The organism is Cohnella boryungensis, assembly GCF_042651945.1.
GTDB classification, from domain to species: Bacteria; Bacillota; Bacilli; order Paenibacillales; family Paenibacillaceae; genus Cohnella; species Cohnella boryungensis.
Genome location: NZ_JBHSED010000003.1, coordinates 134,996 through 149,337 on the forward strand (window position 1 = coordinate 134,996; position 14,342 = coordinate 149,337).

Genomic DNA, 14,342 nt, shown 5'->3' on the forward strand with positions numbered 1-14,342 from the left:
AAGCCGCGGCACGTATGGACAGACTGCCCCCGTTCTAAGCCGCTAACCGGGAGAGGGTCAGGCCGGCGAACGGCGTTCCCGACAGCCGCGGGGACGGCACGGACTGCGGTCTTCCGGAGTGCAGAATGCCGATGGCGGCGGAGGGCGCCGCTTCGATGCGTTGAACCAATGCGAGCATCGCGCGGGTATCTCCGGCTTGGTAGGCGCTGGCGATCAGCTTCAGATAGGCTTTCAGCCCGGGCTCCTCCTCGTCGGAGCGCCAGGCGTCGCCCTGTTCGAGCTCTTGGCGGACGAGAAGCAGTCGGTGGCGGGCGCGATGAAGGACAGCCTTCAATGCCCCCTCCGTCGTGCCGAGCAGGAACGCCGCTTCCTTGATCGTATAGCCGAGGACGTCTCTCAGCACGAATGCTGCGCGCTGTTGCTCGGTCAGATGTATGATCAGCGCCCGAAAGGCGGCTTCGATCTCGAAGCTCCCGTCGTCCGGCATCGTCGCGGAGGGACGGGCCTCCTTCAGTATTCGAGACAATCTGGCGGAACGGCGGCCGCGATCGACCCATGCGTTCTTCGCCACGCGCAGCAACAGCGCTTCGGGATTCGGATGGCTGTCGAAGGAGGGGCTGCGAAGCGCGCGCAGCCAAGCCTCCTGAGCCAAATCCTCGGCGTCCCAGGGCGACTCGGCAAGCGACAGGCAATATTTGCGCAGAGCGGGCTGCAGCTGTTCGACGAGGCGGTCGGCTTCGTCAGTGAAGGTGCGATTCAACTCGGCTTTGCTTCCGGGAAATGTCATGCTAACATCCTCTCCTTAGATGGCGGAGTAATCCTTGCTACCGTAAACGAACGAGACGCGCCAAAGGATACGATCCGTTCGACGCCTCGCGAATAATCGTTCCGCTGCTTTCCTTTAGTTTATGCGAATGTCGTCCGGCGGCATAGGGCGACGATGCGATAACCCGTATCGTTTCGAAGCCGTCGTTCGTTTACGGGGGGAACTCGCCAAATAAACGAGGAAGCGGAGGAACAGGGATGAACCACTATGTGCCCTATGTCGTGGAGCAATCGAATCGGGGGGAGCGCTCTTACGATATATATTCCCGGCTGCTGAAGGATCGCATTATTTTTCTGGGCACGGCCATCGACGATCAGGTGGCCAACAGCATTGTCGCTCAATTGCTGTTTCTGGCGGCGGAGGACCCGGACAAGGAAATCAGCATGTACATCAACTCTCCCGGCGGCTCGACCTCTGCGGCGTTCGCGATGTACGATACGATGCGATTCATCAAGCCGGAGGTTCATACGATCTGCATGGGCATGGCCGCGTCGGCCGGCGCCTTCCTGCTGCTGGCGGGCGCGAAGGGCAAGAGGTTCGCGCTGCCCAGCAGCGAGATTATGATTCACCAGCCGAGCGGAGGCGCGCAGGGACAGGCGAGCGACATCGCGATCAGCGCGAAACGGATTCTGAGAACGAGGGAGAAGCTGAACCGGATTTTCGCCGACCGCACGGGACAATCGCTCGAGAGGATCGAGAAGGATATGGAGCGCGATTTCTTCATGACGTCTGAAGAGGCGCTGGAGTACGGCATCATCGACCGCGTAATTACGTCGCCGCACGATCCCGATTTGCGCTAACAGGACTTCTTTACGGAGCCCCCTCCCTGCTGCGGAGGGGGCTCTTTGGCATGGGGCGGGACGGGCGGAGATGCCTGACCTGATGCAGGTTACGGACACGACCAATACGGCATTACGATTGACGGCTAGACAAGGGGCATTCCGGGATTTGGCCGAGATCTTGAAGGACTATTCTAACCTGACGCAGTTCCCTCAGGAAACGTTTACAAACAATTTGGTTGACGGTAAACTTTATTGGGTGTCCAGGGTGTGTTTGACCGAAGGGAACGCTAAGTAGCTCCTTCAAGCAGGTGTTCGGAGTGAACGATGTGGAATAGATCAACAATCTTCGCTTGGACAAGACCAAGCTGAAACCGGCTTGACGCCTACCCATACAGGGACCGCGATGGCCGCGAAAATAGGAGGCTTGCAAATGAGCAGAATGTTTACGACGCATGAAATCCGGAAGAGCACAACGCTTGACGGGGTATGGGAGTTCGCGCTTGCGGACGGTCCGGATGCCGACCTTCGGGAGCTGGACTTTAAGTACCGGCTCATCGTGCCGGGCTGCTGGGAGACGCATCCCGAGCTGCTCAAGTATCAGGGCCACGGGGTATATCGCAGGAAGATCAAGGTCGGAAGCGCGGGAGCGCTGCGGCTGGAGTTCAAGGGAGTCAGTCATACGGGAAAAGTTTATTTGGACGGACGGTTGATCGCCGAGCACTATAACGCCTATACGGCATTCAGCGCGGTTGTACCCGGCGTCCAGCCGGGCGAGCACGAGCTGGCAGTACGGGTGGACAATACGTTCAGTGAAGCGTCCGCGCTTCATGTCCCGAACGATTATTACACTTACGGGGGAATCATGCGTCCGGTTGTACTGGAGGAGCTGGCGGGGCCTTACGTCGAACGGATCGCGTTCACGCCATCTGGAGGACCGGGCGTTTGGGGCGGCGACCTCCGCGTCAAGCTTGCGAATCCCGAGCCGCGGCCGCACGACGTTCGGATTGAAGCAACGCTCGCCGGCCGCGAGCTTGCGATCGGTTCCGTGCGCGTCGAAGCCGGACAGTCGGTGGAGATCGGGACGGGAGAGCTGTCGTTCCCGGAGGCCGACAGCTGGTCGCCCGGAGCTCCCCGCCTATACGAGCTGTCGGTTCGGCTGTTCGTAGACGGAGAGACCGAAGCTTCCGACGATCTTGTGGAGAGAGTCGGCTTTCGCACGATCGCCACGCAGGGGGAGCGAATTCTACTAAATGGGGAGACGATCGTCTTCAAAGGCTTTAACCGCCATGAGGACCATCCGATGGCGGGGGCATCGTTGACCCCTGCGCTCATGATGCAGGATATCGATCTCATGCTGGATATGGGCGCCAATATGGTGCGCACGAGCCACTATCCCAACGACGAGCGGTTTCTGGATCTATGCGACGAGCGGGGGCTGCTCGTCTGGGAAGAAAACCACGCGCGCGGCCTCGGCATCGAGGACATGCGAAATCCGAACTTCATCTGGCAGTGCGAGCAAGTGAACCGCGAGATGGTAGAGCAGCATTACAATCACCCTTCGATAGTCATCTGGGCAATTCTGAACGAATGCGCGAGCAACTGCGAAGAGGGGAGAGTTCACTACGAGCGGCAGCTGAAGCAACTTCGCGGGCTGGATGCAAGCCGTCCCCTCTCGTTCGCCTCCCACCATCGTCAGGACGAAATTTGCTTCGATCTGGCGGATATCGTATCCTGCAACCTCTATCCGGGCTGGTATACGGACGAGGACCCGGGCGAGCTGTGCGATCTCGCCCGGGGCTGGGCGGACGCCGCGGGAGGAGCGGGCAAGCCGATGATCATGAGCGAGTTCGGCGGTGACGGCTATTACGGCTTGCGCGATCCCAGCCGGGTGCGGGGCACCGAGGAGCGGCAGGCTGATATCATCGAAGCGAATTTGCAAGCCTATTCGTCAAGGCCTTACGTGTCCGGCATGTTGATCTGGCAGTTCTGCGACTGCCGGGTGACGGAAGACACCGGTTGGCTGATCTCGCGCGCCGGGACCCGGAACAGCAAGGGAATCGTCGACCGTTATCGCCGACCGAAGCTGGCTTATGCCGTAGTGAAGAAATATTTCAGGGAAAGTTGACATGAGTTTATTCCGATGATAAGATTTAACCGATAAAACCAATGCAAATACTATGAATAATATGTCTTCCGGCACAACCGGCGGCCCCTGTCTCCAGCAAGAGCAGGGGTCTTTGGCATTAGCGGTGAAGGCTGGCAGACCAGCGTTGGACACTTTCATGTCGGAAGGAGAAACGATTATGATAGCCGTAATCAAACCGATCTTGTACGAGAAGGCTTCGCCGGAGGCGCGGAAGGAATACGAACGGCAATATCGAACAACCGGCACGGTGACCAATACGAAGAGGACGCTGCTGAACCACTTGCCTTCTTATCATGCTTACGAGGAAGGGATGAATCTGCGTTCTGCGCTGCTGCAGTTTCTCAGCCATCGGGCTTTCGCCGTATTTGCTTATGCGATCTCTATGGAAAGCGACAGTTTGGTGGACTCGACGCAGTTTCGCAAGACGCTGACCGACCGGGGAGAAAACCCGGACGAGCTTTTTCTCGACGACGAGGAGCAGGCGCTTGAGCATTACGGGCGGCAATTGTCGAGGAACCCTAACGGGGTGCCCAATTCGCTGTTCGGGCATCTGAGCCAGTACTATACGCCGGAGCAGATTGTCGCGTTGACGGCATTCGCCGGGCAGATGATTGCGACAAATGTGTTTAACAGCGCGCTTCGAATCGAGCTGGACGAGTACTTGATGCACTTTTCCAACTAGATGTCGCCTGTCCTCATAACCGGACTGCGGGGACGTTAAGGTCGCTGATTGTCGGGAAGCTCCGTCGGGGCGTTATGGTTACGGACAATAATGCCCCGCGGTCCGCAACATCAAGGAGGAAACCCGCGTCCAGGTCCGTCTAAGCCGCTGAGCGACAGAAGGAAAAACCCGCCCGAAGCTTTCGCTGCATACCGAATGTCTGCTTTCCAAGAGCCGCCGAAAAGATGCGGCATCTTGACGATCGCAAAGGTCCGTGCCATAATGTACACGCGTACATTAATTCGAGAATAGACGGGATGGAGAGAGGTTTGACCAATCGTAAAGAAGTCGCGAAGCTGGCCGGCGTATCCGAAGCGACCGTCTCGCGCGTGCTGAATGGAATCGGTCCGATGAAGGAAACGACCCGGGAGCGCGTGCTTCAGGCGGCCAGGCAGCTGAATTACGAGCTGAACGCGGTGGCTTCCAGCTTCGCAAGGGGGAGGAGCGGCAATCTGGGCGTCGTGCTTCCGCATGTGCCCAAGGTGCATCTGTTCTCTACCTATTACTTCTCTGAGCTGCTCGGCGGCATCGGCGAGGCCGTGCATGCCAAGGGATACGGCTTGCTGCTGCTCTTCCGCGATCCCTCGGAGGCTTACGATTACGTGTCTCTGTATCGGACGCAGCGGGTGGATGCCTGCATTATTCTCGGGTCGAGCGCCATCGATACGGAGAGGGATGCGGTACACCGTTTGGCGGAGGAGCGTCTGCCTTATTGCGTCATGGATCAGAGGTTCGATCATCCGCAGTTGAACATCGTTGCGGCGGATCACGAGCAGGGCAGCTATGAAGCGGTAAAGCACCTGATCGACAAGGGCTGCCGGCACATCGGCTTCCTGAACGGCTCTCCGCAATATTCGAACAGCGGCGATCGGCTGACCGGGTATCGCCGGGCGTTGTCGGAGGCGGGCATCCCTTGGGACGAAGCCGCGGTGTATGAGGGCAATTACAGCCGCACCAGCGGCAAAAAGGCAGCCGCCTTGGTCTATCGGGATTTGGAGAGGCTGGACGGCATCTTCGTGGGCAACGACAGGATGGCGATCGGCCTCATGCAAGGGCTTAGGGAGCTCGGTTGCCGGCTGCCGGAGGATCTCAAGGTGGTGGCTTATGACAATTCCGATGCGGCCAGCTTTACGGAGCCTCCGCTGACAACGGTCAAGGTGCCTTTCTACGACATGGGGAAATTGGCCGCGGAGAGGTTGCTTCGCGTGCTCGCGGACAAGGCATCGGATCCTTGTCCGCAGATTAAGGAAAAGCTGCCGACAGAGCTTGTCATCCGCAAATCCAGCGGAAATTAAATTACGACCAGAGGAGACGGCAACGATGAAAAAGGCTTTGATCGTATGGGGAGGCTGGGATGGCCATCAGCCGAAGGAAGTGGCGGGCCTATTCCGCAGTCAGCTTGAGCGGGAAGGGTTTGAGGTAGAAGTGTCGGACACGCTGGAGGCGTTCGCCGACGGGGAGAAGCTCAAAGGATTGGATCTGATCGTGCCGGTATGGACGATGGGACGCATTGAGCAGCAATGGGTCAACAACGTATCCGCGGCGGTGCAAAGCGGGGTCGGTCTGGCCGGCTGCCACGGGGGAATGTGCGATGCGTTCCGGGAGAACACCGACTGGCAATTCATGACCGGCGGGCAATGGGTCGCTCATCCCGGCAACGACGGCGTCGAGCACAAGGTGGAGATCAAAGCGGGCTCCAGTCCGCTCGTCGCGGGCATAGAAGACTTCACGGTGGCGACGGAGCAGTATTATCTGCACGTCGATCCGGCGAATGAAGTGCTGGCGACCACGCGGTTTCCGCTCGCTCCGGGGCCCCATGCCGCGAACAAAGCGGTGGATATGCCGGTCGTCTGGACGAAGCGTTGGGGGCACGGACGAGTGTATTACAACTCCCTCGGGCATCAGGCGAACATCATGGAAATTCCGGCCGTGAAGGAGCTGATGCGGCGCGGCTTTAATTGGTGCGCGGAAGGCAAGGCGCTTGCGCCTGCGAATGAGCCGACGGAAGCCTATACGGGCATGGCGGACAATCAACTCTAACCTCAGGAGATGGGAAGCATCATGGACAAAATCAAAGTCGGCATTATCGGTACGGGCAACATCAGCGGAGCTTATTTCAACAACGGCAAGCGGTTCGACTCCATGGAAGTCGTCGCTTGCGCTGACCTAGACGTGGCGCGGGCCAAGCAAAAGGCGGAGGAGCACGGCGTTCGGGGCTGTTCGGTGCAGGAGCTGCTGGCCGATCCCGAGATCCAGATGGTCATCAATCTCACGATCCCTGCGGCGCATGCTTCGGTCTGTTTGGAAGCGCTTGAGGCCGGGAAGCACGTCTACGTGGAGAAGCCGCTGGCGGTCACCCGCGAGGAAGGGCTTCGCGTGCTGGAGCTGGCCCGCAGCAAGGGTCTGCTCGTCGGCAGCGCGCCGGATACGTTTCTTGGAGGCGGCATTCAGACGGCCGTCAAGCTTCTCGATGACGGCTGGATCGGCACGCCGATCGGCGCGTCCGCGTTCATGGTGTGCGGCGGACACGAAAGCTGGCATCCCGCGCCGGAGTTTTATTACCACAAGGGCGGCGGCCCGATGTTCGATATGGGGCCGTACTATTTGACGGCTTTGATTGCGCTGCTTGGACCGATCAAGCGGGTGACCGGCTCGGCCCGGATTTCCTTTCCGGAGAGAACGATTACGAGCCAGCCAAAATTCGGACAGAAAATACAGGTGGAGACGCCGACTCACGTAGCGGGCATTATGGATTTCGCTTCCGGTCCGGTCGGCACCATCTTGACGAGCTTCGATGTGAAGGGCGGATCGATGCTCCCGCGCATCGAGGTATACGGAAGCGAAGGGACGCTGCTCGTGCCCGACCCGAACGGCTTCGGGGGTCCGGTCAGCATCTGGCGGTCCGGCTCGAAGGAATGGACGGAAATTCCGCTTTCGCACGGAAAGGTCGAGAATGTGCGCGGGGCGGGCGCCGCCGACATGGCGCGAGCCATCCTGTCGGGACGCAAGCATCGCGCGAGCGGGGAGCTTGCCTACCATGTGCTGGAAGCGATGCACGGCTTCCATGATGCGTCTGTCGAAGGCGCGCACTATGTCATGAAGAGCACATGCGACAGACCGGCGCCGTTGCCGCTTGGATTGGCGGACAACGAGCTTGGCGATTAAGCGGCATAGCGGCCCATATTGACGGGGCAAGACTTCCGCGTATACGGCGCCTTCGGCGGCAGGTGAAATCTCCGCCGATTCCGGGCGCTCCATGATCCATTCGCAATAGAGCTCTCCGCTTATAGACAAAGGCATTTGCGCCGGTACGATACGGTCCATCGTCATGTTCGGAACAGGACGAGCCGCTCGCTCCGGCGCTTTGCATTTTGTCCTTAAGGCATTCATTTCATAAATACTAGTTTACAACTAGGAATAGTATGTATTATGATGAGGGGGATTCTAAATTGTTCCAGCTAGGAGGATGTTAGATGAAAAGCTTCAAGAGCATGAGGATTGCAGTCGTTCTGCTGTCTGCGTTCGCGCTGCTGGTCGGGTCTGCGGCCCCGGCGGGGGTGAACGGTCTGGCGACGGCGGCGTCCAAAAAGAAAGTCACGCTCCTGAACGTCTCCTATGACCCCACACGGGAACTATATGAGGAATTCAACCCTATTTTCGCGGCCTATTGGAAGAAGAAAACGGGCCAGACGGTGGAGATCAAGCAGTCGCACGGCGGATCCGGCAAGCAAGCCCGTTCGGTCGTAGACGGCTTGAAGGCGGATGTCGTGACGCTTGCCCTATCGCTTGATATTACGGAAATCCAGAACAAGGGATTGCTCGATGCGCGCTGGGAGGAGAAGCTGCCGTATCACAGCTCTCCGTACACCTCAACCATCGTATTCGTCGTGCGCAAAGGCAATCCGAAGAAGATCAAGGATTGGGACGACATCGTCAAATCCGGCGTACAGGTCATCACTCCGAACCCGAAGACGGGCGGAGCGCCTCGGTGGACTTATCTTGCCGCATGGGCGTATGCGCTTAAGCACAATAACAAAAGCGAGAAGGCAGCCAAGGAGTTCGTAACGAAGCTGTACAAGAACGTGCCGGTGCTCGATTCCGGAGCCAGAGGATCGACGACGACTTTCGCGCAACGCGGCATCGGCGATGTGCTTCTGACCTGGGAGAACGAGGCTCATCTGATTCAGAAGGAGTTCGGCAAGGATTATGAGATTGTGACGCCGTCGCTAAGCATTCTGGCGGAGCCGTCGGTCGCCGTTGTGACCAAGAACGCGGCGAAGAACGGTACGACGGAGGTCGCGAACGAATATTTGAAATTCCTCTATACGAAAGAGGCGCAGCGTCTCGTCGCCAAGCATTTCTACCGTCCTAACGATCCGGCGGTGCTTAAAGAGTATGCAAAGCAATTTCCGAAGCTGGAGCTGGTCACGATCCGCGATTTCGGAGGGTGGGAAGCGGCGCAGAAGAAACACTTCGCCGACAAGGCCATTTTCGATCAAATTTATAATCCGTAATCTTAAGTTAGACGTGCGGATGAAGGGCGCTTCGGCAAATTCCGGAGCGCTCTTCTGTATGCGGAGGGAGATTGTCCGCTCCAGGCCCGGAATTTTTTGGAGAAATAAAGGGCGTCTCCGTACCCTACGGAAGACGCGATCTGCTCGATCGTCATCGCGCCGGCCAGCAGAAGCTCCGCCCTATGCATGCGAATATCGAGCAGGTATTGCCTGGGCGACAGCCCCGTAGATTGCTTGAACAGCTTGCAAAGATGAGTGCGGTGATACCCGAGCATCGACGCCATATGCGAGAGGGAGATCGGCTGGGTGTAGTGCAGAGTTAAATATTGCAGAGCTTGCTTAATCACATAGTCGGCATCGGTCGCAGCTTCGGCCGGGAACCTCATCTTAGTCGCGCGGGAGAGGCCGAGCTGCTGCAGCATCAGCCGAAGCCAGCCTTCGGCCTCCAGATTGGCAAGCTCCGCGCTCAAGGCGGGGGAGAAGCAGCGGTGAAGCTGATCGTAATAGCTTCGCACCCGCGAATTCAAGCTTTCCGTCACAACCGGCCGATCGGGGGAGACGCCGATTGCGGAGGCTGCCGCTGCCGCTCCGCTTCCCGCGAAGGCGTACCAGGCATAGCGCCAAGGCTCGCTCGCATCCGCCTGGTAGGAGAACAGCTCGCCCGGGAAGATAACGAAGCTGTCCCCGACCGTGCACCTGTAGCTGCGTCCGCCGATCGTAAAATCCCCACAGCCCGATAGAACCGTGTGGACAAGATAATAATCATGAATGGCCGGTCCCATTTGATGCAAGCCGATCGGTTGCGCTTCCCCGCTGAATAGCAGGATCAGCTCCCCCGCCGAAGGCGAGGGGTTGATACAGACGAAATACTGGTCGTGCTCGGGAGTCACAGCGTCACCGCCTCTTCTGAATTAATTATAATGTATCAGAAAAACGACAAACGTCCATATAGATGCGCGAATCCTCCATAGAGTATCGCGCTCGCTTCCTCTACATTAAGGATAGCGTTTCGATTCTCTATACGGAGGTTTTGTTGATGTCCAAAATTGCTTTTATCGGTGCAGGGAGTACGGTTTTCGCCAAAAACGTGCTGGGGGACGTCATGCTGACCCCTGCGCTGCAGGACTTCGAAATCGCGTTGTTCGATATCGATCCTGTACGGCTGAAGGATTCCGAGAATATTCTGAATAACATCAAAAAGACATCCGGAAGCAGCTGCGCGATCAAGTCCTTCAGCGACCGCAAAGAAGCGCTTCGCGGAGCTAAATATGTGGTTAATGCGATTCAGGTAGGCGGCTACGATCCCTGTACGATTACCGACTTCGAGGTGCCGAAAAAATACGGGCTGCGCCAGACGATTGCGGATACGGTAGGCATCGGCGGCATCTTCCGCAGCCTGCGCACGATACCGGTCATGCTCGACTTCGCTGCGGACATTCGCGAGGTATGCCCGGAAGCCCTCTTCCTCAACTATACGAATCCGATGGCCGTTCTGACGAATGTGATGAACACAAGCGGCGGGGTAAATACCGTCGGGGTATGCCATAGCGTACAATCCTGCTTGCCGGAGCTGTTCAAGCACCTGGACCTCGATCAGACGGGAGTAAAATCAAAAATCGCGGGCATCAACCACATGGCGTGGCTGCTTGAGGTCACCAAGGACGGAAAGGACTTATATCCCGAGATCAAACGGCGCGCGGCCGAGAAGCAGAAGGAGCAGCATTACGATATGGTCCGTTACGAGATGATGCTGAAGTTCGGCTATTACATCACCGAATCGTCGGAGCATAACGCGGAGTATCATCCTTACTTCATCAAGCGCGGCTATCCCGAGCTGATTGAGCGCTTCAACATTCCGCTGGACGAATATCCCCGCCGCTGCGTCGAGCAAATCTCCCGTTGGAAGAGCATGCGCGAGCAATTGGTGAACGAATCCAACGTGACGCATGAACGCTCGCACGAATACGCTTCTTATATTTTCGAGGCGATGGAGACCGACGTTCCGTTCAAGATTGGCGGCAACGTCATGAACACCGGAGGCCTGATCGCCAATCTGCCTCGCGAGGCCTGCGTCGAGGTTCCTTGCCTGGTCGATCGTTCCGGGGTCAACCCGACGCATATCGGCCACCTGCCTCCGCAGCTTGCCGCGCTTAACCGGACGAACATCAACACGCAATTGCTGACGATCGAAGCGGCGGTCACCGGCAAGCGCGAGCATATTTATCACGCGGCCATGCTCGATCCGCATACCTCCGCCGAGCTGTCGATGGACGACATCGTCTCCATGTGCGACGATCTGATCGAGGCTCACGGCGACTGGCTGCCGAAGTTTTCCTGACAGGGCGCGAGCGTCCGACAAGTCTGCATAGATTAGAGGAGACCTTCCTTCGCAAGGGAGGGTCTCCGTTTTTTTTCGGGGGCTCTCGGCTCGCGAAGTCATGCCTATTGGGGGAATTTTCTAGGTCGATCGGCTCAAAAGCATAGGGTTCGGGTTCTCGCCGCAGGTAATCTTGGGTAAGATTCAGGTAGATTACGATCCTAAGAGGAGTGGATAATTAATGAAGAAAAAAACGGCCGTATCGCTGATCGCGCTGGCTATGCTGGGATGCATGGGAACCGGGGTATATGCGGGAACTAATCTCCAGCAGATCAAAGCGTATTTGAACCCAGGCTTAAAATTCAAGGTCGACGGCGTACCGGCGCAATTGACGAATGAAAAGGGCGCGGTCGTATCCCCGATCACCTATAACAATACAACCTATCTTCCGATCCGCGCCGTATCGGGCTTGCTTGGGGTCACGGTTAATTACGAAGCAAGCACGGGCACGGTGCATCTCGGGGAGCAGTTGGAGGGCATCTCCATCGCCGACGGCTTCGATTCGCAGTATCGGACTCAAGATCCGGGCAAAACGGTGTACAAGGACAAGGACTACAAGGATGTCTTCTTTAACGCCAGCGAAGGCAATCGCTCAGGCTCGTTCATGCTCTACCCGAACAAGAAATATCAGAAGCTATATCTTCAGGTAGCGGCAATCGGCAAGGATATTGAAAAATTCACGATCAAAGACTCCGATGCGGACACGGAACTCAGACAAGTGAACGTAGCCGTTGCGGACGGTCTTGTGACGGTGGAAGTCGATATTTCCGGCGTTAGCTCGCTTTATATTTATGGGGATGTGAAGGACGGGAGCTCGATGTTTATCCCGCTGACCACCTCCTATTACAAATAAGGCAGGCGCGAAGGAGCCGGAGCGTCCCGTTGTGGAAGCGCTCCGTCAACCGGACGCTTCACGCCGATCCTGCCGTTGGTTCCGGCGCCCGCAAGGGCAGCCGGATAGCCAATTCGCAGCCGGTCCCGTCTTCTCCGGAGCCGATGGACATCGTGCCGCCGAGCAGATGGATACGCTCCCTCATCGTCGTCAGGCCAAAGCCGGGCTTCGCGAAGCCGAAAGGCCTGCCGTCATTCCACAGCCGAATGACAGCCTCCTCCATCTCCGTTGCAATCGTGTACCGGAATCTGCTGCACCTCCCGTGGCGAATGCCGTTCGTCAGCCCTTCCTGCAGCGCGCGATAAATAACCCTCTCGGCCAGCTTGCCAAGTCCCTGGGGAATATCGAGTTCAACCTCGATGGCCACCTCCATCGTCTGAATCGTCTCGTCGATCAGCTCCCGAAGCGCCTTGTCCAGTCGAGTCGGGATCGAATCGCTCTTCAGCATGCGCACCGCCCGGCGAACGTCGTCAAGCCCTTTGCGAACAAGCCCGTTGACGATATCGAGCTTGTCCATAGGGTATTGGCCATCCTTCGTCGCCAGCTTCTTGCTGGCCTCCAGCTGCACAATCGCGGCCGTCAACGTGTGACCGACGACATCATGCATCTCGTGGGCAATCCGGTTGCGCTCCTCCAGAACGGATACCTCGGCAAGCGTCTCCGCCTTCTCTCGCAGCGTGATCGTCAAGGAACGGTTGGCTTCGGCCAGCTCCTCGGTGCGAATATCCACCAATTGCTCCAGATTGCGATGAAACCGTTCCAGCTCGTTGTTTTTCTCCCGCAGCTCCCGAGCGTTCCTCTCCGAATCCCGGTAGACGCTGCCGATGCGGTGGAACAGGATCATCACCATGGCCAACAGAAATAGAAATAGACCGTTGGGCAAAAGATGGACGGACAGGCTTTGCAGGTAAGGAGGCAATTGAAGCTTGGTCGCGAAGGTATAGAAGTTCAGGTTGTTGGCCATATATCCGGCAGCGCAGAGGAGTAAGGCGGTATAGCCTCGAATCAGCCATTTGCGTTCGTCCCGGCGTTCGTTGGGCTGCTTGTATCTCATCAAGGCGAAGCCGACCGCGACGAACGCGCATGCGGCCAGCCATGGAAAAATATCGTTCAACAGCGTCCAATACCAGTAAGGGCTGACGAGCCCGACGATCCATTCGGCTAACACACACAGCAGCAGAACGCCTTTCGTTATTCGAAGCAGCGGCCGCCTTGCCGCTCCCAGCACTTCGGCCAAAAAGCCGATGAACGCATAAGTGCCGAACGGCAGCAGCAGCTCTCGCCAATAATACAGCACCCGGATATGCAGAAACCATTGAAGCGAGAAGCACAGCAGCAGCAAGCCGAGCCCCGCGCTGAGCGCCAGCAGAGTAAACCACCCATAGAGCTTGTCCCGGCGGCGGGCGAGCAGAACAAGTCCGACCAATCCGACGGTCAAATAAAGCACGGAGAATATATAGCGGGGGATGTCTTGCCGCAAGAGGAGAGTCAGAATCTTCTCGGGCTCTCCGGCAAGAATCCAGGAGTAGGCATTGAAGGGCAGCCGATCCCAGAGGATATGCAGGGACAGCTCCTTGCCCTCGTCCTCGGGGGCGATCGGAATCGGATGCAGCGTGGCCAGAAATAGGTTGTGAACGGGACCGGGGTCCATATGGAAGCGGTAGACGGATTCCCCGTTCAGGAACGCCTCGAAGCGATTCATACCGGCCGCGAACAGATACGGATTGCTCCAGGAAATGGGGGGGAGCTCGCGCCTCACCCACAAAGAGCCTTTGTAACGGCTCAAGCGTTCCCATTCTTCCGGCCCGAAGGGCTGCCAGCGATTGCTCCATTCGGCAGTGTCGGCTTCGTACCGCACTTCCCAATGCTTAAGCAGGACGGCCGAAGGTGCCCCCTTGTCCTTGATGAAGGTTCTGTTGATATAAAAAGAAGGCAGGAAAAGCGTCACCACCGTCGCGCATATGAGCAACCAGGCGAACAGAGACACCGACCGGCGTTTCATGGCATGCAAGGCTCCTTTAGGCGACGGCGAGTGATAGGGAGATGCCCTCCGTCCGCTTGCTCTCAGCTTACCATATTCAGTC

12 protein-coding genes are annotated in these 14,342 nt (G+C 57.6%); 9 read left to right on the plus strand and 3 right to left on the minus strand.

Translation table 11 applies throughout. The features are described from left to right. Positions 1 to 34 precede the first annotated feature (34 nt). Complete coding sequence (locus ACFO1S_RS01955) at positions 35 to 787, minus strand: RNA polymerase sigma factor (protein ID WP_204600915.1); 753 nt, start codon at positions 785 to 787, stop codon at positions 35 to 37. A 236-nt stretch (positions 788 to 1,023) separates the two neighbouring features. Here ACFO1S_RS01955 and clpP point away from each other — a divergent pair, with 236 nt between their 5' ends. The 7 genes from clpP (at position 1,024) to ACFO1S_RS01990 (ending at position 8,989) form a co-directional block, all read left to right on the plus strand. Then, on the plus strand, positions 1,024 to 1,626 hold the full coding sequence (gene clpP, locus ACFO1S_RS01960) for an ATP-dependent Clp endopeptidase proteolytic subunit ClpP (RefSeq protein ID WP_204600914.1): 603 nt from the start codon (positions 1,024 to 1,026) through the stop codon (positions 1,624 to 1,626). Positions 1,627 to 2,038: 412 nt separating this feature from the next. Further along, a complete protein-coding gene (locus ACFO1S_RS01965) occupies positions 2,039 to 3,733 on the plus strand; it encodes a glycoside hydrolase family 2 protein (protein ID WP_204600913.1) in 1,695 nt (564 codons plus the stop codon). Between the two features lie 178 nt (positions 3,734 to 3,911). Beyond that, on the plus strand, positions 3,912 to 4,436 hold the full coding sequence (locus tag ACFO1S_RS01970) for a carboxymuconolactone decarboxylase family protein (protein WP_204600912.1): 525 nt from the start codon (positions 3,912 to 3,914) through the stop codon (positions 4,434 to 4,436). Positions 4,437 to 4,732: 296 nt separating this feature from the next. Next, complete coding sequence (locus tag ACFO1S_RS01975; RefSeq protein ID WP_204600911.1) at positions 4,733 to 5,770, plus strand: LacI family DNA-binding transcriptional regulator; 1,038 nt, start codon at positions 4,733 to 4,735, stop codon at positions 5,768 to 5,770. Positions 5,771 to 5,795: 25 nt separating this feature from the next. Next, entirely contained in the window at positions 5,796 to 6,515 is a 720-nt protein-coding gene (locus ACFO1S_RS01980; RefSeq protein ID WP_204600910.1) for a ThuA domain-containing protein, read from the plus strand. Positions 6,516 to 6,536: 21 nt separating this feature from the next. Beyond that, complete coding sequence (locus tag ACFO1S_RS01985; protein WP_204600909.1) at positions 6,537 to 7,640, plus strand: Gfo/Idh/MocA family protein; 1,104 nt, start codon at positions 6,537 to 6,539, stop codon at positions 7,638 to 7,640. A 308-nt stretch (positions 7,641 to 7,948) separates the two neighbouring features. Further along, entirely contained in the window at positions 7,949 to 8,989 is a 1,041-nt protein-coding gene (locus ACFO1S_RS01990) for a sulfate ABC transporter substrate-binding protein (RefSeq protein ID WP_204600908.1), read from the plus strand. 2 nt (positions 8,990 to 8,991) lie between these two features. Here the strand turns inward: ACFO1S_RS01990 and ACFO1S_RS01995 are convergent, their stop codons facing one another. Further along, positions 8,992 to 9,879, minus strand: a complete 888-nt coding sequence (locus tag ACFO1S_RS01995) for a helix-turn-helix transcriptional regulator (protein WP_378126137.1) — start codon at positions 9,877 to 9,879, stop codon at positions 8,992 to 8,994. 146 nt (positions 9,880 to 10,025) lie between these two features. On the opposite strand from ACFO1S_RS01995, the gene melA reads away from it, so the two are divergent. After that, entirely contained in the window at positions 10,026 to 11,327 is a 1,302-nt protein-coding gene (melA, locus tag ACFO1S_RS02000; RefSeq protein WP_204600907.1) for an alpha-glucosidase/alpha-galactosidase, read from the plus strand. 220 nt (positions 11,328 to 11,547) lie between these two features. Further along, positions 11,548 to 12,219 carry a stalk domain-containing protein gene (locus ACFO1S_RS02005; RefSeq protein ID WP_204600906.1) on the plus strand — a complete coding sequence of 224 codons (672 nt, stop codon included), beginning with the start codon at positions 11,548 to 11,550 and terminating at the stop codon, positions 12,217 to 12,219. A 58-nt stretch (positions 12,220 to 12,277) separates the two neighbouring features. Here the strand turns inward: ACFO1S_RS02005 and ACFO1S_RS02010 are convergent, their stop codons facing one another. Then, positions 12,278 to 14,260, minus strand: coding sequence for a sensor histidine kinase (locus tag ACFO1S_RS02010; RefSeq protein WP_204600905.1), 1,983 nt, complete (start codon positions 14,258 to 14,260; stop codon positions 12,278 to 12,280). Positions 14,261 to 14,342: the final 82 nt, after the last annotated feature.